Genomic DNA, 20,987 nt, shown 5'->3' on the forward strand with positions numbered 1-20,987 from the left:
ACTAGTCAAGACAAACTCGCAGTGCGCGGACTTATTTCCTGTCCAAGCCTGCACTATGTTTCCCGGTCGCTTGCGATCGTGGAGCTAAACATTTTACGGAGAGTTTGATCCTGGCTCAGGACGAACGCTGGCGGCGTGCTTAACACATGCAAGTCGAACGATGAACCCGGAGCTTGCTCTGGGGAATTAGTGGCGAACGGGTGAGTAACACGTGAGTAACCTGCCCTTGACTCTGGGATAACCTCCGGAAACGGAAGCTAATACCGGATACGACGTACGGAGGCATCTCCTGTACGTGGAAAGAACTTCGGTCAAGGATGGACTCGCGGCCTATCAGGTAGTTGGTGAGGTAACGGCCCACCAAGCCTACGACGGGTAGCCGGCCTGAGAGGGTGACCGGCCACACTGGGACTGAGACACGGCCCAGACTCCTACGGGAGGCAGCAGTGGGGAATATTGCACAATGGGCGCAAGCCTGATGCAGCAACGCCGCGTGAGGGATGACGGCCTTCGGGTTGTAAACCTCTTTTAGTAGGGAAGAAGCGAAAGTGACGGTACCTGCAGAAAAAGCACCGGCTAACTACGTGCCAGCAGCCGCGGTAATACGTAGGGTGCGAGCGTTGTCCGGAATTATTGGGCGTAAAGAGCTCGTAGGCGGTCTGTCGCGTCTGCTGTGAAAACCCGAGGCTCAACCTCGGGCCTGCAGTGGGTACGGGCAGACTAGAGTGCGGTAGGGGAGAATGGAATTCCTGGTGTAGCGGTGGAATGCGCAGATATCAGGAGGAACACCGATGGCGAAGGCAGTTCTCTGGGCCGTAACTGACGCTGAGGAGCGAAAGCGTGGGGAGCGAACAGGATTAGATACCCTGGTAGTCCACGCCGTAAACGTTGGGCGCTAGATGTGGGGACCATTCCACGGTTTCCGTGTCGCAGCTAACGCATTAAGCGCCCCGCCTGGGGAGTACGGCCGCAAGGCTAAAACTCAAAGGAATTGACGGGGGCCCGCACAAGCGGCGGAGCATGCGGATTAATTCGATGCAACGCGAAGAACCTTACCAAGGCTTGACATATACGAGAACGGGCCAGAAATGGTCAACTCTTTGGACACTCGTAAACAGGTGGTGCATGGTTGTCGTCAGCTCGTGTCGTGAGATGTTGGGTTAAGTCCCGCAACGAGCGCAACCCTCGTTCTATGTTGCCAGCACGTAATGGTGGGAACTCATAGGAGACTGCCGGGGTCAACTCGGAGGAAGGTGGGGATGACGTCAAATCATCATGCCCCTTATGTCTTGGGCTTCACGCATGCTACAATGGCCGGTACAAAGGGCTGCAATACCGTAAGGTGGAGCGAATCCCAAAAAGCCGGTCTCAGTTCGGATTGAGGTCTGCAACTCGACCTCATGAAGTCGGAGTCGCTAGTAATCGCAGATCAGCAACGCTGCGGTGAATACGTTCCCGGGCCTTGTACACACCGCCCGTCAAGTCATGAAAGTCGGTAACACCCGAAGCCGGTGGCCCAACCCTTGTGGAGGGAGCCGTCGAAGGTGGGATCGGTGATTAGGACTAAGTCGTAACAAGGTAGCCGTACCGGAAGGTGCGGCTGGATCACCTCCTTTCTAAGGAGCAACTGGCACCCTCGGGTGTCCAGGCGCCGGATCTGAGCGAACGTCTCAGCCGGTTAGCTCATGGGTGGAACATTGACATTGGTGCGGAGCCGATCGGCTCGAACTCAGTACATCCTTCGGGATAGGAACCGTTCGGACCAGGAAGTCCTGCACATGCACGCTGTTGGGTCCTGAGGGACCGGACCTCATCGGAAAAGATGAGAACCGAATCCTCTGGACCTTTTCTTGTCGGTCATAACTCGGCCGGCGGAGAAGGTACCGCCCGTACTTTGAGAACTACACAGTGGACGCGAGCATCTTAGATTCGAACCTTCGGGTTCGGATCACAAAAGATGATCACAGTACTTTCGAGTACTGATTAGATCATTGGTCAATCTGCGTCAAAGTCTGCTTCGGCAGATGAGACGCCGATCGATTCAAACTCATGTGATTTCAAGTTTCTAAGAGCAAACGGTGGATGCCTTGGCATCTGGAGCCGAAGAAGGACGTAGCAATCTGCGATAAGCCTCGGGGAGTTGATAAGCGAACTTTGATCCGAGGATTTCCGAATGGGGAAACCCCGCTGGGCCCTTTGGGTGACCCAGTGACTCCCGCCTGAATATATAGGGCGGGTAGAGGGAACGTGGGGAAGTGAAACATCTCAGTACCCACAGGAAGAGAAAGCAAAAGCGATTCCGTTAGTAGTGGCGAGCGAACCCGGAAGAGGCTAAACCGATCATGTGTGATAGCCGGCAGGCGTTGCATGGTCGGGGTTGCGGGACTTTTCAGCAGCTTCTGCCGAACTGCAAGCGTTACAAAGGATCATAGGCGAATGGTATTGAAAGGCCAGTCATAGAGGGTGCCAACCCCGTAGCCGAAATGGTCCAATGGCGCGAAGAGTATCCCAAGTAGCACGGGGCCCGAGAAATCCCGTGTGAATCTGTCAGGACCACCTGATAAGCCTAAATACTCCCAGATGACCGATAGCGGACAAGTACCGTGAGGGAAAGGTGAAAAGTACCCCGGGAGGGGAGTGAAATAGTACCTGAAACCGTTTGCTTACAAACCGTTGGAGCCTCCTTGTAGGGGTGACAGCGTGCCTTTTGAAGAATGAGCCTGCGAGTTAGCGATATGTGGCGAGGTTAACCCGTGAGGGGTAGCCGTAGCGAAAGCGAGTCTGAATAGGGCGATTCAGTCGCATGTCCTAGACCCGAAGCGAAGTGATCTATCCATGGCCAGGTTGAAGCGACGGTAAGACGTCGTGGAGGACCGAACCCACTTAGGTTGAAAACTGAGGGGATGAGCTGTGGATAGGGGTGAAAGGCCAATCAAACTTCGTGATAGCTGGTTCTCTCCGAAATGCATTTAGGTGCAGCGTTGCGTGTTTCTTGCCGGAGGTAGAGCTACTGGATGGCCGATGGGCCCCAAAAGGTTACTGACGTCAGCCAAACTCCGAATGCCGGTAAGTGAGAGCGCAGCAGTGAGACGGTGGGGGATAAGCTTCATCGTCGAGAGGGAAACAACCCAGACCACCAACTAAGGTCCCTAAGCGCGTGCTAAGTGGGAAAGGATGTGGAGTTGCACAGACAACCAGGAGGTTGGCTTAGAAGCAGCCACCCTTGAAAGAGTGCGTAATAGCTCACTGGTCAAGTGATTCCGCGCCGACAATGTAACGGGGCTCAAGCACGCCACCGAAGTTGTGGCATTGACATTATTGGTAGGCCTTCGTGGTCCAGCCGTGTTGATGGGTAGGAGAGCGTCGTGTGGCGAGTGAAGCGGCGGTGTAAACCAGCCGTGGACGCCACACGAGTGAGAATGCAGGCATGAGTAGCGAAAGACGGGTGAGAAACCCGTCCTCCGAAAGACCAAGGGTTCCAGGGCCAGGCTAATCCGCCCTGGGTAAGTCGGGACCTAAGGCGAGGCCGACAGGCGTAGTCGATGGACAACGGGTTGATATTCCCGTACCGGCGAAGAACCGCCCAAGCTAATCCAGTGGTGCTAAGAGTCCTAATCCTGGACACGGATCCCTTCGGGGTGAAGGTCCGGGCCTAACGCTCGACCCCATGCTGGTGCGGCTAGCGTATTAACAGGTGTGACGCAGGAAGGTAGCCCAGCCGGGCGATGGTTGTCCCGGTGTAAGTGTGTAAGCCGAGGGATAGGCAAATCCGTCTCTCATATAGGCCCAGGCACGATGCGTAGTCTTCATTGACGAAATGGGTGATCCTATGCTGCCAAGAAAAGCATCGACGCGAGGTTCCAGCCGCCCGTACCCCAAACCGACTCAGGTGGTCAGGTAGAGAATACCAAGGAGATCGAGAGAATCGTGGTTAAGGAACTCGGCAAAATGCCCCCGTAACTTCGGGAGAAGGGGGGCCTGAGGCGTGAAGGGATTTACTCCTGGAGCGTTTGAAGGCCGCAGAGACCAGTGGGAAGCGACTGTTTACTAAAAACACAGGTCCGTGCCAAGTCGCAAGACGATGTATACGGACTGACGCCTGCCCGGTGCTGGAAGGTTAAGAGGAAGGGTTAGCTTCGGCGAAGCTCAGAATTTAAGCCCAAGTAAACGGCGGTGGTAACTATAACCATCCTAAGGTAGCGAAATTCCTTGTCGGGTAAGTTCCGACCTGCACGAATGGCGTAACGACTTCCCAGCTGTCTCAACCGCGAACTCGGCGAAATTGCACTACGAGTAAAGATGCTCGTTACGCGCAGCAGGACGGAAAGACCCCGTGACCTTTACTACAGCTTGGTATTGGTGTTCGGTGTGGCTTGTGTAGGATAGGTGGGAGACTTTGAAGCCGGCACGCCAGTGTCGGTGGAGTCAATGTTGAAATACCACTCTGGTCACTCTGGATATCTAACTTAGAACCGTAATCCGGTTCAGGGACAGTGCCTGGTGGGTAGTTTAACTGGGGCGGTTGCCTCCCAAAAAGTAACGGAGGCGCCCAAAGGTTCCCTCAACCTGGTTGGCAATCAGGTGTCGAGTGTAAGTGCACAAGGGAGCTTGACTGTGAGACTGACAAGTCGAGCAGGGACGAAAGTCGGGACTAGTGATCCGGCAGTGGCTTGTGGAAGCGCTGTCGCTCAACGGATAAAAGGTACCTCGGGGATAACAGGCTGATCTTGCCCAAGAGTCCATATCGACGGCATGGTTTGGCACCTCGATGTCGGCTCGTCGCATCCTGGGGCTGGAGTAGGTCCCAAGGGTTGGGCTGTTCGCCCATTAAAGCGGTACGCGAGCTGGGTTTAGAACGTCGTGAGACAGTTCGGTCCCTATCCGCTGCGCGCGTAGGAAATTTGAGAGGATCTGACCCTAGTACGAGAGGACCGGGTTGGACGAACCTCTGGTGTGCCAGTTGTTCTGCCAAGAGCACCGCTGGTTAGCTACGTTCGGGATGGATAACCGCTGAAAGCATCTAAGCGGGAAGCCGGCCTCAAGATGAGATTTCCATGCCTTCGGGCGAGAGGCTCCCAGCTAGACTACTGGGTTGATAGGCCGGATGTGGAAGTGGGGACTAAAGACCCATGGAGCTGACCGGTACTAATAAGCCGATAACTTGATAATCACCACTCTCATAAACGTTGTAAGGCAGCTATGAGGGGCCAAGATTGTTCGCGTCCACTATGTGGTTCTCGATGTACGGTCGAGAACTGATTCAAGCTAAAGCTTGATCGTTCACTTTGATACATCAATAGTGTTTCGGCGGCCATAGCGAGAGGGAAACGCCCGGTTACATTCCGAACCCGGAAGCTAAGACTCTCTGCGCCGATGGTACTGCAGGGGGGACCCTGTGGGAGAGTAGGACACCGCCGGACTTCTTTGTGAGATGGCCACCCAGTGATGGGTGGCCATTTCGCGTTAACGGGGTCAGTAGCAGCACGAAGCATAGGCTGGGCTCGACCCGCCGACTCGACAGGAGAAGCCGTGAGCGACACACCGGCAGACGAGAACGCCCGGAACGAGCGACCGCGGCGCCAGCAGCCCGACCGATCGAGTCGCGACGGCGCCGGGTACCGGCCGGATCGCGGCGGCTCGGGCCAGAGCCGGCGCCCGCGCGACGACGGCGGGTACCGCTCCTCCCGCGACGGAGACCAGGGCGGCCGCGCACCGCGGAGAGGTGACGGATATCGTCCGCCACGCAGCGGTGACGGCGATCGTCCCCGCGGCGATCGCGCGGACACTGGTCGCTCGCGGACCGGCGGAGACGGGTATCGCCCCAATCGGAACGATGGGGACAACGGCGGTCGACCCCGCACCGGTGGCGGCGCATCCCGCGACCGTTCCGTATCGGGTGGTGGCAACTGGCGTAACAACCGCGACGGCGGGTCCGGCTCCGACGAGCGTCGTTCCGGCGGCTCTCGCTCCGACCGCGGCGGTGCACCTCAGTACCGCGGCGACCGCACGGAGCGCGGTGGATCCGACCGGGACCGCGGACGTTCCCGCGACGACCGTCAGCCGCGATCCAACGACGGGCGTCCCGCTCGCGAGTGGAAGCCTCGATCCAACGAGGGCCCTGCTCGGGAGTGGAAGCCGCGATCCAACGACGGGCGTCCCGCTCGCGAGTGGAAGCCGCGTGGTGACAATGACGGACGCGCCCGCGAGTGGAAGCCGCGTGGTGACAACGATGGACGCACCCGCGAGTGGAAGCCGCGCGGCGACAACGATCTGCAGTCGCGCGAGTGGAAGCCGCGCGGCGACGGCGGCGAACGCTACCGTGCCGGCGGAGATCGCGGCCGGAGCAACGATCGACCGACCCGATCCGGCGATGCGCCGCGTTCCGGCGGGTTCCGTAACGACCGCCAGGGGCGCCCTCCGCAGAAGGACGGGCTCTGGACCCGCGACGGACGTCCGGCGCGAGGCGATCGGGACGCCCGGGATGAGAGCTGGCGCACGGACGAGGAGGCGCAGCTCGCACGAGAGCTCCAGTCCGTCCGCCCGCGTCATGATGACCCGCTTATCCCCGAGGACATCCAAGCCCGGGATCTCCCCGGCGAAGCTCGCGTCGAACTGAAGACGCTCAGCAAGGACAACGCCGATTGGGTTGCCAAGCACTTGGTGATGGCGAGTCGTCTGATCGAGACGGACCCCGAGCTTGCTCACCAGCACGCTCTCTCGGCGGCACGTCGGGCCGGGCGCGTGGCTGTGGTCCGCGAGACACTCGCGATCACCGCGTACGCGATCGGCGACTTCGCCCTCGCGCTGCGGGAGCTGCGCACGTACCGTCGCATCTCCGGATCCAACGACCAGCTGCCGCTGATGGTGGACAGTGAGCGCGGGGTCGATCGTCCCGACCGCGCTCTCGAACTCGGACGCTCCGTCGACCGGGCCACCCTGCCAGCCGATGTGCAGGTGTCGCTCGCGATCGCCATGTCCGGTGCTCGCCTCGACCTCGAACAGCCGGAAGCGGCGTTGGCCGAGCTGGAGATTCCGCAGCTCGACCCCACCCGCGCATTCTCGTACAGCGCCGACCTCTTCCACGCCTATGCCGAAGTGCTCGAGGAACTCGGGCGCGACGCCGACGCAACGCGGTGGCGCGAACTGGCGCAGCGGGCCGAAGAGGCCTTCGACCAGGCACACGCGACCGATGAGCTCGAGACCATCGACGTCATCGAGGAGGAGGTGCTCCTCGACCCCGAGGAAATCTCCGACGAGGCTCCCCTCAGCGAGGACGAGCTCGAGGTGGAAGCCCTCCTCAGCGAGGACGACGACGTCGAGGACGACAGCGCTGAGGCCGACGACAGCGCCAAGGAAGACGACAGCGCTGAGGACGAGGAGAGTGAGCCGACCGATGGCCCTGTTTCGACGGAGCAGTGAGGGCCGGGCGCCGCTCGACGGCGTCGACCTCGTCCTCGCCGACCTGGACGGCGTCGTCTACAAAGGCCCTGACGCCATCCCGCATGCCGTCGAGAGCCTCAACGCTGTGGCTGAAACCACTCGAGTCGGTTACATCACGAACAACGCCTCGCGAACGGATGCGTCCGTCGCCGAGCACCTGAACCAGCTCGGCCTCCACGTTGAGCCGAGCGACGTCGTCACGTCTCCCCAGGCTGCGGTGCGACTGCTCGCGCAGCACGTCCCCGCCGGCTCCAGCATCCTGGTGGTCGGAGGAGACGGACTGGTCGACGAGGTCGAGAAGGGTGGCTTCACGGTCACCCGCTCGGCCGACGAATCGCCGGCGGCCGTCATCCAGGGCTTCTCGCCCGAAGTGGGCTGGGCAGACCTCGCCGAGGCGGCCTTCGCTCTGCAGGGGCGTACAGACGACGAGCGCCCCTGGATCGCCACCAACACAGACTGGACGATCCCCGTCGCCCGAGGCATCGCGCCGGGAAACGGGACCCTGGTGTCGGCCGTCCACACCGCGGTCGGCCGGCTGCCGCTGGTCGCAGGCAAGCCGGAGCGCGCGATCTTCGACGAGGCGGTCGCACGCTTCCAGGCGCAGAGCCCGCTCTTCATCGGTGATCGCCTCGACACGGACATCCTCGGTGCCAACCGGGCGGGTATCGCCTCCGTTCTCGTCCTCACCGGGATCGACGGCGGAAAGCAGCTGCTGGCAGCCGACGCAGACTCGCGGCCCACGTTCATCGTGCGTGACCTGCGCGGACTCAGCGAGCCCTATCCCGAGGTCAAGACGGCGCGGAACGGCGCGGTCAGTGTGCGCGACGCGACCGTCACGATCGACGGAAACGACGTCCGCATCGTGACTGAGGGAAGCGATGAGCTCGACCTCCTCCGCGCGGCATGTGCCGCGATCTGGAACTCGGGTCGGGCGATCTACGGGCTCGAGGTGACGGAGCGCCTGTACAGCTGACGCCGGATCAGAGTGCGATTCCGCGCTCGAGAAGGCGGTGGCAACGTGCGAGCCGCTCGAGCCACCATTCAGTGCGCTCCGGTTCGGCCTGCAGCCGGTCCAACCGGGCGGACGACACGGTCGGACGAATGACCGGGATGCTCCCGTCCACCGGAAGAAGCGGTTCAGCGGCGACGTCCTGCTCGAAGAGGGCGACCGTTCCGAGCCCGCAGTCGAACTCCAGCTCGGGGAGCGCCGCCGCCAGGTGCGCTCCCATGGCGATTCCCACCGAGGTGTCGAGGGCACTGGAGACCACCGCCGGAAGCCCCGCCTCGGCGACGATGCGCTGCGCCGCATGCACTCCGCCCAGGGGTTGCGCCTTCACGATGACGATGTCGGCTGCTCCTGCCCGGGCGACGGCGAGCGGATCGGCGGCCTTCCGCACACTCTCATCCGCCGCGATCGGAATGCCCATGTAGTGGACGCGGCCCCGCAACTCGACGAGCTCGTCGATGGTCGCGCACGGTTGCTCCACGTATTCGAGATCGAAGGGCGCGAGCGCGTGGATGGCGTGCTCCGCCTCGTCGAGGTTCCAGAGCGCGTTGGCGTCGACGCGCACGCGACCCTCGGGGCCGAGCACTTCGCGGACCGCCCGCACCCGCGCGACATCGTCGGCAAGAGTCTGGCCGCGTTCGGCGACCTTGACCTTCGCGGTCCGGGCGCCGGGGAACCGAGCGAGCACCGCCGGCACCTCGTCGGCTGGGACGGCCGGGACCGTGGCGTTCACCGGGATGCGGTTCCGGAGAGGCGTGAGAGTCGCCCTCCAGCCGAAGTCGATCGCCGCACGCAGCCAGGAAGCCGCCTCCTCGTCGTCGTACTCGACGAACGGCGAGAACTCGGTCCACCCGAAGGGGCCCTCGATGAGTACCGCCTCGCGCACCGTGATCCCGCGGAAGCGGGTGGTCATCGGAAGCGAGACCACGCGTGAAGTTGCCAACAGGTCGGCGAGGTCCGGCACCATTCCACAAGTTTTGCACGAGCCGGTCGGCGCGGGACGGCGAACCGTAGGCTGGATCCATGCAAGCGGACGTCTCAGAACTCTTCGACCCGGAGGTATGGCGCGAGGTCACCGGCTTCGATGGCCTCACCGACATCACCTACCATCACGACGTCAGCGGGAGGATCGCACGGGTGGCGTTCGACCGCCCGGAGGTGCGGAACGCCTTCCGGCCGCGCACGGTCGACGAGCTCTACGCCGTGTTGGAAGACGCCCGCACCAACCCCCGGATCGGTGTGGTGCTCCTGACCGGCAACGGTCCGAGCCCGAAGGACGGCGGCTGGGCGTTCTGCTCGGGCGGCGACCAGCGGATCCGGGGGCGCGACGGCTACAAGTACGCGGAGGGGGAGACGGCGTCCTCCATCGATGCCGCGCGCGGCGGTCGTCTGCACATCCTGGAGGTGCAGCGCCTCATCCGCTTCATGCCGAAGGTCGTCATCGCTGTAGTTCCCGGGTGGGCGGCCGGCGGTGGCCACTCGCTGCATGTCGTGTGCGATCTCACGATCGCGAGCGCGGAGCACGGCCGGTTCAAGCAGACGGATGCCGATGTGGGGTCCTTCGACGCGGGATACGGCTCCGCCTACTTCGCGCGGCAGGTCGGCCAGAAGTTCGGCCGGGAGGTGTTCTTCCTGGCGCGGGAGTACTCGGCGCAACGGGCGTATGAACGCGGTGCCGTCAACGCCGTCGTTCCGCACGAGGAGCTGGAGTCCGTAGCGGTCGAATGGGCGAACGAGATCCTGACGAAGTCGCCCACCGCCATCCGGATGCTCAAGTATGCGTTCAATGCAGTCGACGACGGGCTGGTGGGCCAGCAGCTGTTCGCGGGGGAGGCGACACGGCTCGCGTACGGGACGGACGAGGCGGTCGAAGGCCGCGACGCGTTCCTGGAGAAGCGGGAGCCGGACTGGTCCCCGTTCCCCTGGCAGTACTGAGGCCCTGAGATGACCCGAGAGCTCCGCGTCGTCGATGCGTCGCGGCCGGAAGAGGTGTTGGTCGCGTTGCGGGAGGCGCTGACCGCCGGCGGTGCGGCGGTCGTGCCTCGTAGTGCTCCGTCCGGCCCTCGAGCAGCGCCGGACGCTGGGGCAGCAACGGAGTCTGGAGCAGCACTGGAGCCTGGGGCAGCACTGGAGCCGGGGGCAGTGGCGCAGCCGTGGCCGAGTGCGGGAAAGCGCGTCGCGCAGAACGTGGCGCTCGTGATCGAGACGTCAGGATCGACCGGGGTGCCGAAGCGAGTGGCCCTCTCGGCGGATGCTTTGCTGGCGAGCGCGGCTGCATCCGCGGGTGCTCTCGGCGGGCAGGGTCAGTGGCTGCTGGCGCTCCCCGCGCACTACGTGGCAGGCGCGCAGGTGCTGGTGCGATCGCTCGCCGCCGACACCGAGCCCGTTCTCTACGGCGGAGGGCATTTCGATGCGGAGCGGTTCGCATCCCTCGCCCACGAGCTCGATCACGACCTGCGCTTCACGTCCCTCGTGCCGGTCCAATTGGCGCGGCTGGTGGAAGCGGCGGAGGCCGGTTCCCGCACCGTGGCGGACGCGCTGCGACGGTTCGACGGCATCCTGGTCGGCGGACAGGCGCTCTCGACGCAGCTGAGCGAGCGTGCGGAGACGATCGGAGCGCGCATCGTGAGCACGTACGGTTCGAGCGAGACCGCGGGCGGGTGCGTGTACGACGGGATCCCGATCGGGACGGCGACGGTGCGCGCCGTCGACGGACAGCTGGAGATCTCCGGACCGATGCTCGCGGAAGGGTACCTGGACGATCACGGCCGGACGGCGGCCGCATTCCACGAAGCGGACGATGCTCGCTGGTACCGGACGGGTGACTTCGGCTCCGTGGACGAGGCCGGCCGCGTGACGGTGCTGGGTCGAGTGGACAACGTGATCATCTCGGGCGGTGAGAAGGTGTTGCTCGACGCGGTCGAGCGGGCGGTGCGCGAACATCCCGGGCTGCATGAGGCCGTCGTGGTCGCAGCGGAGGATGCGCGCTGGGGACAGGTGCCGGTGGTGGTCGTCGAGGCGAGCGGCGATGCGACATCCACGGCGACGCTCGAGTCGCTGCGCCGTGCCGTGAGAGAGCGTCTGGGGCGTGCGGCCGCGCCGGCTCGGATCGTCGAAGTCGACCGCCTCCCCCGGTTGGACAGCGGCAAGCCGGATCGGGTCGCCCTCGCGCGGCTGGCCGCTGCGCCGGAGGCATAGCCCGTGTCGTTACAATTCGCTCTGTGATGAGTCAGAACAAGCCCCGCATGGAGCGCATGGCGCCGCAGACCTCCCGTGGGCCGCGCGGCGGCCGGAGTCGACGTCCCGGCGCCGCCTCCGCTCCCGCGAAGCCCGCGACGACCGCCGACTGGATCGCCGGCGCTCGCCTCCGCACCCTTCCCCTCGCCATCGCACCGGTCCTGATCGGTGTCGGCGCCGCGAAGGTCGCCGAGGGTCCGGGCGTCTGGCATCCGGTTCGGGCGCTGCTGTGCCTCGCCGTCGCCGTCCTGCTCCAGATCGGCGTCAACTACGCCAACGACTACTCGGATGGCATCCGGGGAACGGACGAGTTCCGGGTCGGGCCGGGGCGCCTCACCGGCTCCGGCAAGGCGACACCGCGCGCCGTGCTGACCGTCGCGCTCACCTTCTTCGGGCTCGCGGCCGTCGCCGGTCTCATCCTCGTCATCCTGACGCAGTACTGGTGGGTGCTGATCGTCGGCGCCGCCGCCATCGCGGCGGCCTGGTTCTACACCGGCGGCAAGCGACCCTACGGGTATTACGGCCTCGGCGAGGTCTTCGTCTTCGTCTTCTTCGGGCTCGTCGCCACAGCGGGTACCACCTACATGCTCGCCGGCCTCGTCAACCAGGAGGCCTGGTACGGCGGCGTGATCGCCGGTCTCATCGCGTGTGCCGTCCTCATGGTGAACAACATCCGCGACATCGAACCGGACAAGCTGGCGGGCAAGCGGACTCTTGCGGTCCTGCTCGGCCGGGTCGCATCCCGCATCGCGTTCTGCGTGCTGCTGTTGGTGCCCTTCGGCATCCTCGCGGTGCTGGCCGTCTTCTACCCGTTCGCCTGGTACGGGATGTTCGCCCTCCTCGCGGCGCTGCCGGCGTGCGTGATCACGCTGTTCAGTCGCACACCGCGCGAACTCATCACGGCTCTGCAGCTGACCAGTCTCACCGGCCTGCTGGTGGCAATCGCGCTCGGCGCTGCCTACGCCTTCTGACGCGCGGCGTCAGTCTCGCTTGCGCTCCCGCGTGTCGGCGGTCGCGTCGTCGACCGCCGCGTCCTCGACGTCGTCGTCCTCCGACCGCGCCGGCTTCTCACGGTGACGGACCGCGTACAGATCGGACGACACCGCGTTGCGCGGACGGCTCAGGAAGATGTACGAGAGGCACAGGCCGATCAGCGCGGCCGCGATGACGGCGAGCCACCAGACGAGGCCCACCAGAAGCAGGATCACGAGCGGCACCGCGAACACCAGGAGGCGCAGCACGGTGTAGGTGATCCAAGAGGGAATCCGCTTCACCCTCCCAGCTTAGAGAGCGTCTCTGAGAGTTACGATTGACCCATGGTTCGCCTCTGGATAGCCCTCGGCGTCGCAGCCGTGGTGTTCTACATCTATTCGGTGGCAGACTGCGCCCTGTTCGACCGTTCTCGAGTGCGTGGCCTTCCGAAGCCCGTGTGGCTGCTCGTCATCATCCTGTTCCCCGTCATCGGCGGCATCCTCTGGTTCCTGATAGGCCGCGGCCGTCGGAAGGCGGACCTCGCGCGTCGCGTGAGCGCACCGGACGACGACCCCGAATTCCTGGGCAAGCTCCGGATGGACCACGACCAGGAGGAGCGCATCCGGCAGCTCGAGAAGGAGCTCGCCGAGCTGGACGACAACGGTCCCGACAACGATCAGACCGGCCGCCGGGATGGCTGACCGCCCGCACGCGGGCGACGTCACCTCGGTCGGCACGGGTCCGGTCGATCCGGGCGCGAGCGCCGACGTCGGCGGAGGGATCACCGGGAATCCGGCGACGGACTTCTCGCTGGCGCTTCTGAGCGCTCTTGTACGAAACGGTGTACGAGACCTGGTCGTGAGCCCGGGTTCCCGGTCGCAGGCGCTCGCGCTCGCCGCAGCCGAACTGGAACGATCCGGCTCCGCCCGCCTGCACGTGCGCATCGACGAGCGCTCCGGCGGATTCCTCGCTCTGGGGCTCGCCCGCGAAACGGGCGCCCCCGCCGTGGTCGTCACGACGAGCGGCACCGCGACCGCGAACCTGCACCCGGCCGTCCTCGAAGCACACGAGGCGGGCATCCCGCTGATCATCGTCACGGGCGACCGCCCGGAAGAGCTCCGCGGCATCCGCTCGAACCAGACCACGCAACAGGACGGTCTCTACGCATCCGCCGTCCATTGGTCGGACGATGTGGACGCGCCGACGGGCGAGCACGGCGAAGCCGACCGTGCGTCCGCCCTCGGTGCAGCGGCGGTCCGTGCAGCGATCGGCGCCGAGACGGCGGATCCCGGGCCCGTCCACCTGAACGTCGCATTCCGTGAACCGCTCTCCGTTGCCGTCCCGCCACTGCCGGAGCCTCTCCACGGCGCGCTTCCCGCGGTCGCCGGACCGGCGGCGCTCGGGCGCGACATCGTTTCCGTCGACGGCGGCCGGAAGACCGTCGTCGTCGCAGGTGCCGACGCGGGACCGGCGGCCGAAGAGTTCGCCCGCGACGCCGGGTTCCCGCTTCTGGCCGAGGTTTCGAGCGGCGCCCACTTCGGGCCGAACCTCGTGGTGTCGTACCGGGAGTTGCTGCACGACGACGCGTTCGGCGGCGCCGTCGAACGGGCGATCGTGTTCGGGCATCCCACGCTCAGCAGGGAAGTGCCGGCGTTGCTCACGCGGGACGACGTGGAGGTCGTCGTCGTCGCTCCCACCGGGGCGCAGGCGTACAACCCCGGGCACCGGGCGCGCATCGTCGGAGGAGTCCGGGGTGCCGAGACGATCGACGTCCGCTCGCCGGAGGTGCGGGGATGGGTCGGCCGGTGGGTGTTCGCCAGCCGGCGCATCGCCGAGCTCGCGGAGCGCGAAGCCGATCCTGCCGCGGTCGCGCCGGACCTGGAGAAGGCCCGCTCGTTCAACCCGGCCGACGCCCTGGCCTTCGCCTCCGCCGAACTCGCGGCCATCCGGGCCCCGATCACGCGTGCCCTGCTCGCGGAGGCGGTCTGGCGCTACACCTGGCCGCACGACAGGCTCGTGCTCGGTGCCTCCCGCCTCATCCGGGACGTGGACCGCATCGTGCCGGGAAAGAAGATCGCCGTGCACGCCAACCGCGGGCTCGCCGGCATCGACGGAACCATCGCCACGGCGACCGGCATCGCTCTCGCCAGTCAGGCGGCGGCACGCGCTGCCGGGACCCCGAGCGGAGTGACCCGCGTCCTGCTCGGTGACCTGGCGCTTCTGCACGATGTCGGCTCGCTACTGATGGGTGCCGGCGAGGCGCGCCCTCACCTGCAGGTCATCGTGGGCAACGACGGCGGCGGCACGATCTTCGACGGACTGGAGGTCGCCGCCACCGCGAGCTCCGACGCCTTCGACCGCGTCCTCTACACACCCCAGACGGTCGACATCTCGTCGCTCGCCCACGCGTACGGCTGGCACCACACGGTCGTCCGCACCAAGGGCGAGCTGGACCAGGCCCTCTCCGCGCCCCCGGCCGGCACGAGCATCGTCGAGGTTCCGCTGCCGCGCTGAACGTGCTGTGATTCTCCTCGGACGCACTGACGACGACAGGAGACAGCCATGGCGCACGACGGACTGCCCGAACCCATCCAGCGGTTCATCGACACAACCAATCAGGGCGATTCTGCCGGATTCGTCGACACCTTCACCGACGATGCATACCTGAACGACTGGGGTCGCGAGTTTCACGGCCGCGCCGGGGTGCGGAGCTGGGACGGCACAGACAACATCGGCGTGAACTCGCACTTCGACCTCGTCGACGCTCGCGAGAGCTCGCAGCCCGGCACCTGGATCGTCACGCTGACGGTGACGGGCGACGGATTCAACGGGACGGGCCCGATGGAGTTCCAGCTGCGCGACGGTCGCATCGCCAGCCTCCGGATCAGCTGATCTCATCCCGTCGATGTGATGCGGAGCGCACAAGCCGCATCCACCTCGGCCGACCGGTGCTTGGAGACATCGCACAACGGATGCGCCGATGCGGTGGCGGATCACTAACATGATCGCCGTGCACATGATCTTCCGGACGATGCTTCACGCGATCATCTCCCGATTCGGAGCGCGGCTCGGCCACTGGGATGTGGCGCGCACGAAGTTCCGCGTCCTGCCGACGGACCTCGACATCCTGAAGCACATGAACAACGGCGTGTACCTGTCCATCGCCGACATCGGACGCTTCGACCTGTTGATGCGCAACGGCGTCTGGGCCATCTTCAAGAAGCGCGGCTGGTACCCGGTCGTGGCGTCGGAGACGATCTCGTTCCGCAAATCGCTGGAACTGTGGCAGCCGTTCGTCGTCGAATCGCGCATCCTCGGCTTCGACGAGAAGGCCGTCTATGTCGAGCAAAGATTCACCGTGGACGGCGAGATCTACACACAGGCGTTCATCCGCGGGCGCTTCCTCAAGCGCGGGGGCGGCATCGTCACGATCGACGAGCTGCTGGAGGCCGTCGGCCCGTCGCCGACCGATGTCACCGTCCCCGAGTGGCTGCGTGCCTGGGGAGCGGATGCAGCCCTCCCGTCGACACGCGTCGAGGCGCCGAGCATCTGGAGCGAGTGACGCCCGGACCGCCGGTCAGGCCGGTCCGAACGCGAAGACGCGGTCCGGATCCCACTGCCGACGCACCGCCTGGAGCCGCTCCGAAATCGCCGGCGGCCACACCCTCTCGAAGGCGGCGCGGTCGGAGAGATCACCGGCGAAGTTGACGTTGGTGATCGCAGAGACCGTGTCGTGCAACGCCTCGGCGATCGCTCGAGCGCGAGCGGGCGCGGCCTCCGCGAAGGTCGACGGATCGCCCGCGATCAGGCTGAGCGTGAAGCCGCTGTCCCGCCCGCCGACCGAGCTGCCGTCCTCCAGGTCGCGAGCGGTCGCGCCGCCCAGCTGGCGGATCTCGGCCGCAACGAAGGGCGACCCGGACCCCGGTCCCGCGAGTTCGAGGATCACGTCGGCCGAGTCCTGATCGAACGAGTCGAGCATGAACCCGCGGATCCAGGTCGGACCACCCTCCTCCGGATCGCTGTGGATGCTCGCAACAGCGGTCGTCGGCATCTCGGCGACGAAGTCGAGAGAGACCGGAGCTGCCGCCCGGATGGGAGCGAAGAGCTGCTCGCCCTCTGCTGGGTCGCCCGGGTAGGCGAACCGGACGCTGAGCAGGGTGCGGCCGCGCAAGAAGGGCGGCGGTCCCTCCACGTCCGGCACGTTGAGGAGGACCACAGACGTGGTCGCCTCGTCGGGCAGCTCGGCGGACCAGTCGACCCAGGCGCGCAATGCGGGCTCGATCGCTCCGCCCTCGAAGAAGACGCTTCCGCCGTAGAGCGAGCGGAGCTCCACCAGCTCCAGTGTCATCTCCGTGACGACGGCCAGGCCGCCCTTGCCGCCGCGCAGAGCCCAGAAGAGGTCGGGATTCGTCTCGCGGTCGGCGGTGACCAGCTCACCGTCTGCGGTGACGACACGGAACCCGCGCACCCAATCGCTGGTGAAGCCGTAGCGGCGGGCGAGTGGCCCCACTCCGCCGCCCAGGGTGTAGCCGACCGCGCCCACGCCGGTGGACGAGCCGGTGACGGGCGCCAGGCCGTGCTCGGCCGCGGCGACGATGACCGGCGCCCAGCGCAGGCCCGCGCCGATGCGGGCCCGGCGGGAAGCGGCATCGATCGAAAGCCCGTCGAGGCCTCGCGTTGAGACGATCATGCCACCGACGATCGGTGCCTCCGCGCCGTGGCCGGTCGCCTGTACGCGCACCGGGACTCCGGCTTCGCGGGCGAAGCGGATGGCCTCCACGACGTCGTCGTCAGATGCGACGGCGACGACGATGTCCGGATCATGGCGGATCGCCGGGTTGAAGCAGGCGACCTCCGCCGCGAGTCCATCGTCGCCTCTGACGTAGACGGTGCCCGTGACGGCGTCGCGCAGGCGCGAAACAGCGTTCGTGTCGAGTTCGATTCCCATGGGGGAAATGTAGGGGAGGCCACCGACATGAGGGAACCCCATTTTTCGTGACGAGTCGGTGTCAGGTGCGTGACGTAGCATTCGAGCATGTCCGCCGTTCTGCCCTCCGCCCCCGCGCCCGCGACCGGCGCGAGGTCGCACACCTCGGCGGCGGCGCCGGACGCCGAGACGGTGTACCGGCCGGCCGGGACGCTCGATCTCTCGGGGACGCTGGCGCCGCTGGGCCGCGGTCCGTATGACCCGACCACGACGTGGGATCTGCGGGGGATGTGGCGCACCTGGCGCACGCCGATGGGCGCGGCGACTCTGCGCATCCATCGGGCATCCGCCGGTGGTCTCTCGGCCGCCGCATGGGGACCGGGAGCGGAGTGGGCGATCGATGCCGTTCCGAGCCTGCTCGGCCGGGACGACGACTGGTCCGAACTCGACGTCGCACGTCATCCCCTGCTCCGCGACAGCCTGCACCGCAATCCGGGCCTGCGGTTGACGCGGACCGGGCGGATGCTGGAAGCGCTGATCCCCGCCATCATCGAGCAGCGGGTGACCAGCCTCGAGGCGTATCGATCGTGGTCGCGCCTGCTCCGCTGGTACGGCGAGCCCGCACCGGGTCCTGCGCCGGAGGGGATGCGCGTGACGCCGACGCTCGAGCAGTGGCGCGGCATCCCGTCGTGGGAGTGGCACCGCGCCGGAGTCGATCCTCGCCGGGCACGAGCGGTGCAGGCGGTGCTCGCGGTCGCGCCGTCCCTCGAACGTGCGACCGACAGTGCTCCGACCCTCGCCGAAGCGGAGTCCGTGCTGCAGACCATCCCGGGCGTCGGTCTCTGGACGGCCGCGGAGACGCTTCAGCGTTCTCATGGCCACCCCGATCTGGTCAGCGTCGGCGACTACCACCTCGCGCACCAGGTCGGCGAAGCGCTCATCGGCCGTCGGGTCGACGACGACGGGATGCTCGAACTGCTCGAGCCCTGGGCCGGCCACCGGCAACGCGTGGTGCGGCTGATCTTCGCGAGCGGCTTCCGCTTCCAGCGGCGCGGCCCGCGCGTCACGCTGCAGGAGCATCGCTGGCACTGAGCCAGATGACCCCGCTGAAGCGCTGGCTTCAGCCGGCAGTCCCCGACCGCGCGGCGGTGTGCTCGGATCGCAGATCGCGGTCGAGCTCCCGGCACAGGGTCCGGTAGTGCTCGGTCATGGCCGGGCTGTAGCTGCTCCATTCGGGGAGCGGTTTGTGATCGTGCACGGCCACCAGACGGTCGAGGTAGTAGTCCCAGCGGGGTCCGGAGTCCGCTTCCTCCACGAGCGACCGCAACCGCCGGCCCACAGTGACCGTGGTGTGGCCGCTCGCCTCGCGGAGATGCACGAACATCCGGTGGGATGCGCCGGCGCCCCCGACGTCGGCGTGGAGGCGATGCGGCGCGGAGCACTCCATCACGGAGACGTCCTGCCAGTCGCTGTCGTCGCCGTCCACGGTCATGCGGAACTTGACCGCCCCGGTCGACCCGGTGCCCTTGTATTCGCCCAGCCATTCGGCAAGCCGCGGGGAGCGGCTGAAGAAGGTCCACACCTCCTCGATGGGCGCTTTGAACATCCGGTCGAGGACGAGGTAGACCCCGTCGTCCTTGCGGACCAGTCTTCCTGTCGGCTGCGGCATCATGATGACCTCCGTCGGCTCAGCCTCTGGTGATCCACACACTAGTCACGCTCGCCCCGAATCGGCAGAGGGCGGCTTGCGAGTGCTCTCAGCCTTCGAGCACCGCCATCGCCGCGTTGTGTCCGCCGAGTCCGCTCACCGCGCCGCCGCGCCGGGCCCCGGAGCCGCACATCAGGATGCGCGGATGCCGCGTCGCCACGCCCCAGCGTTCGGCCGGGGTGTCGAGGGCGTCGTCGTCCTCCGCGAACGGCCAGGAAAGGGGGCCGTGGAAGATGTTGCCGCCCGGCATGTTGAGCGCCTGCTCGAGGTCGCGCGTGGTCTTCGTCTCGATGCACGGGTTGCCGTCCGCGTCGGTCAGCAGGAGGTCTTCGACCGGCTCGGCCAGGACCGAGTTGAGGGAGGCGAGCACCGCATCCTGAAGCCGCTGACGGGTGGCGTCGTTGTTCTCGTCAGTGAGCCAGCGGTCGGGGGTGTGCAGCCCGAACACGGTGATGGTCTGGGCGCCGGTCTCGGCGAGCTCCGGGTCCAGGATGCTCGGGTCAGCCAGGGTGTGGCAGTAGATCTCGCAGGGGAGGAGCTCGGGCATCACACCGCGGGTCATCCCCGAGTAGGCCTCCTCGAGCTGCGTGTAGGTCTCGTTGATGTGGAACGTCCCGCCGAACGCCGCCTTCGGGTCGATCGCCTCGTCGCGCAGCCGCGGGAGGCGCTTCAGGAGCAGGTTGACCTTCACCTGGGCGCCCTCGGCCTTCGGTGCGGCCGGCTCTGCGGTCTCGCCCAGCAGCCGGTCGAGCACGCCGGGGGCGACGTTGGCGAGCACGTGGCGGCCGACCACTCGTCGTTCGTGGCCGTTCCGCCGGTATTCGACGGTCCCGTCCGGGTCGATCCTCGTCACCTCGGCGCCGGTGACGATGCGGGCGCCGGCCTCACGGGCGACGCGGGCGAGCTCGCCGGTGACGGCGCCCATCCCGCCGACCGGGACATCCCACTCACCCGTCCCCTGGCCGATGACGTGATAGAGGAAGCACCGGTTCTGCGCGAGTTCCGGATCGGCGAGGCTGGCGAAGGTGCCGATGAGGGCGTCGGTCGCGACGACGCCGCGCACCAGGTCGCTCTGCAGACGGGATTCGATGAACTCGCCGATCGGGCGCTCGATCATCGCCTGCCAGAGCTCGTCGTCGCCGACCAGCGCCCGGGCCTCCGTCCGCGTCAGAAGCGGCTCGGTCACCGTCGGCCAAAGTGCGCGCGCGAGTTCGCCGGTGCTCTCGTAGACGCCGTCGAAGGCGTCCGCGTCGTCGGCCGCGCCGATCCGGGCGAAGGACGCCGCGGTCGCCGTCGCGTCGGTGTTGTCGATCAGCAGTCCCGCGCCGTCGGGGTCGCCGGGAACCGGCGTGTACGACGAGTAGCGGCGGCGGGCCAGGCGGATGTCGAGTCCCAGGTCGTCGATGATGCGCTGCGGCAGCAGGCTGACCAGGTAGGAGTAGCGCGAGAGGCGCGCTTCGACACCCGCGAACGCCTGTGCGCTGACCGCGGCGCCGCCCACTTCATCCAGCCGTTCGAGCAGGATGACGGACTTGCCGGCGCGTGCGAGGTACGCCGCGGCGGTGAGGCCGTTGTGCCCTCCTCCGACGATCACGATGTCGTGGGTCGTGGCGGCGAGGGAGGAGGCGCGGTCGGTCATGGAATCGACTCTAGCCGCGGTGGATAACCGTCAGTTCTCCACATCTTCAGGTCGGTTC

Annotated in this window: 15 protein-coding genes and 3 rRNA genes; 13 read left to right on the forward strand and 5 right to left on the reverse strand. The window is 66.0% G+C overall.

Going from position 1 to position 20,987, the window contains the following annotated elements:
* Positions 1 to 92 precede the first annotated feature (92 nt).
* From J2Y42_RS05555 to J2Y42_RS05575, 5 genes are all read left to right on the forward strand, one after another.
* A 16S ribosomal RNA gene (locus J2Y42_RS05555) occupies positions 93 to 1,616 on the forward strand.
* Positions 1,617 to 2,055: 439 nt separating this feature from the next.
* A 23S ribosomal RNA gene (locus J2Y42_RS05560) occupies positions 2,056 to 5,169 on the forward strand.
* 134 nt (positions 5,170 to 5,303) lie between these two features.
* A 5S ribosomal RNA gene (gene rrf, locus J2Y42_RS05565) occupies positions 5,304 to 5,420 on the forward strand.
* The 16S, 23S and 5S rRNA genes sit together here, the layout of an rRNA operon.
* Before the next feature lie 1,243 nt (positions 5,421 to 6,663).
* Positions 6,664 to 7,419, forward strand: a complete 756-nt coding sequence (locus J2Y42_RS05570; protein ID WP_309855740.1) for a hypothetical protein — start codon at positions 6,664 to 6,666, stop codon at positions 7,417 to 7,419.
* On the forward strand, positions 7,394 to 8,413 hold the full coding sequence (locus J2Y42_RS05575) for an HAD-IIA family hydrolase (RefSeq protein WP_309855741.1): 1,020 nt from the start codon (positions 7,394 to 7,396) through the stop codon (positions 8,411 to 8,413). The genes J2Y42_RS05570 and J2Y42_RS05575 overlap by 26 nt, the downstream gene beginning before the upstream one ends.
* Before the next feature lie 7 nt (positions 8,414 to 8,420).
* On the opposite strand, the gene J2Y42_RS05580 is transcribed toward J2Y42_RS05575, so the two are convergent.
* Positions 8,421 to 9,413: an o-succinylbenzoate synthase gene (locus J2Y42_RS05580; protein ID WP_309855743.1), complete on the reverse strand. Its 993-nt coding sequence runs from the start codon at positions 9,411 to 9,413 to the stop codon at positions 8,421 to 8,423.
* 56 nt (positions 9,414 to 9,469) lie between these two features.
* Between J2Y42_RS05580 and J2Y42_RS05585 the strand changes: the two genes are divergently transcribed.
* The 3 genes from J2Y42_RS05585 to J2Y42_RS05595 are packed head-to-tail and all read left to right on the forward strand — an operon-like array spanning position 9,470 to position 12,654.
* Positions 9,470 to 10,381: a 1,4-dihydroxy-2-naphthoyl-CoA synthase gene (locus tag J2Y42_RS05585; protein WP_020076052.1), complete on the forward strand. Its 912-nt coding sequence runs from the start codon at positions 9,470 to 9,472 to the stop codon at positions 10,379 to 10,381.
* Positions 10,382 to 10,390: 9 nt separating this feature from the next.
* Positions 10,391 to 11,644, forward strand: coding sequence for an AMP-binding protein (locus J2Y42_RS05590; protein WP_396427134.1), 1,254 nt, complete (start codon positions 10,391 to 10,393; stop codon positions 11,642 to 11,644).
* A gap of 26 nt (positions 11,645 to 11,670) precedes the next feature.
* A complete protein-coding gene (locus J2Y42_RS05595) occupies positions 11,671 to 12,654 on the forward strand; it encodes a 1,4-dihydroxy-2-naphthoate polyprenyltransferase (RefSeq protein ID WP_309858039.1) in 984 nt (327 codons plus the stop codon).
* Between the two features lie 9 nt (positions 12,655 to 12,663).
* On the opposite strand, the gene J2Y42_RS05600 is transcribed toward J2Y42_RS05595, so the two are convergent.
* The gene (locus tag J2Y42_RS05600) at positions 12,664 to 12,957 is read right to left on the reverse strand and encodes a DUF4229 domain-containing protein (protein ID WP_309855747.1); all 294 of its coding nucleotides are present in this window, start codon (positions 12,955 to 12,957) and stop codon (positions 12,664 to 12,666) included.
* A gap of 42 nt (positions 12,958 to 12,999) precedes the next feature.
* Between J2Y42_RS05600 and J2Y42_RS05605 the strand changes: the two genes are divergently transcribed.
* The 4 genes from J2Y42_RS05605 to J2Y42_RS05620 all read left to right on the forward strand — a co-directional run bounded on the left by J2Y42_RS05605 (position 13,000) and on the right by J2Y42_RS05620 (position 16,217).
* Positions 13,000 to 13,356: a PLD nuclease N-terminal domain-containing protein gene (locus J2Y42_RS05605; RefSeq protein WP_020076048.1), complete on the forward strand. Its 357-nt coding sequence runs from the start codon at positions 13,000 to 13,002 to the stop codon at positions 13,354 to 13,356.
* Entirely contained in the window at positions 13,349 to 15,169 is a 1,821-nt protein-coding gene (gene menD, locus J2Y42_RS05610) for a 2-succinyl-5-enolpyruvyl-6-hydroxy-3-cyclohexene-1-carboxylic-acid synthase (protein WP_309855749.1), read from the forward strand. Before J2Y42_RS05605 ends, menD begins: the two co-directional genes overlap by 8 nt.
* Positions 15,170 to 15,217: 48 nt before the next feature.
* Positions 15,218 to 15,547 carry a nuclear transport factor 2 family protein gene (locus J2Y42_RS05615; RefSeq protein WP_309855751.1) on the forward strand — a complete coding sequence of 110 codons (330 nt, stop codon included), beginning with the start codon at positions 15,218 to 15,220 and terminating at the stop codon, positions 15,545 to 15,547.
* Between the two features lie 109 nt (positions 15,548 to 15,656).
* On the forward strand, positions 15,657 to 16,217 hold the full coding sequence (locus J2Y42_RS05620) for a thioesterase family protein (protein ID WP_018189210.1): 561 nt from the start codon (positions 15,657 to 15,659) through the stop codon (positions 16,215 to 16,217).
* Positions 16,218 to 16,232: 15 nt separating this feature from the next.
* Here the strand turns inward: J2Y42_RS05620 and J2Y42_RS05625 are convergent, their stop codons facing one another.
* Complete coding sequence (locus J2Y42_RS05625) at positions 16,233 to 17,603, reverse strand: FAD-binding oxidoreductase (RefSeq protein ID WP_309855753.1); 1,371 nt, start codon at positions 17,601 to 17,603, stop codon at positions 16,233 to 16,235.
* A gap of 87 nt (positions 17,604 to 17,690) precedes the next feature.
* Between J2Y42_RS05625 and J2Y42_RS05630 the strand changes: the two genes are divergently transcribed.
* Positions 17,691 to 18,674: a DNA-3-methyladenine glycosylase 2 family protein gene (locus tag J2Y42_RS05630; protein ID WP_309855755.1), complete on the forward strand. Its 984-nt coding sequence runs from the start codon at positions 17,691 to 17,693 to the stop codon at positions 18,672 to 18,674.
* A 28-nt stretch (positions 18,675 to 18,702) separates the two neighbouring features.
* Here the strand turns inward: J2Y42_RS05630 and J2Y42_RS05635 are convergent, their stop codons facing one another.
* Together J2Y42_RS05635 and J2Y42_RS05640 are read right to left on the reverse strand one after the other, a co-directional pair.
* Complete coding sequence (locus tag J2Y42_RS05635) at positions 18,703 to 19,254, reverse strand: SRPBCC domain-containing protein (RefSeq protein ID WP_309855757.1); 552 nt, start codon at positions 19,252 to 19,254, stop codon at positions 18,703 to 18,705.
* An 85-nt stretch (positions 19,255 to 19,339) separates the two neighbouring features.
* Positions 19,340 to 20,929, reverse strand: coding sequence for an NAD(P)/FAD-dependent oxidoreductase (locus tag J2Y42_RS05640; protein WP_309855759.1), 1,590 nt, complete (start codon positions 20,927 to 20,929; stop codon positions 19,340 to 19,342).
* Positions 20,930 to 20,987: the final 58 nt, after the last annotated feature.

It is taken from the genome of Leifsonia sp. 1010 (assembly GCF_031455295.1).
Taxonomy (GTDB): Bacteria; Actinomycetota; Actinomycetes; order Actinomycetales; family Microbacteriaceae; genus Leifsonia.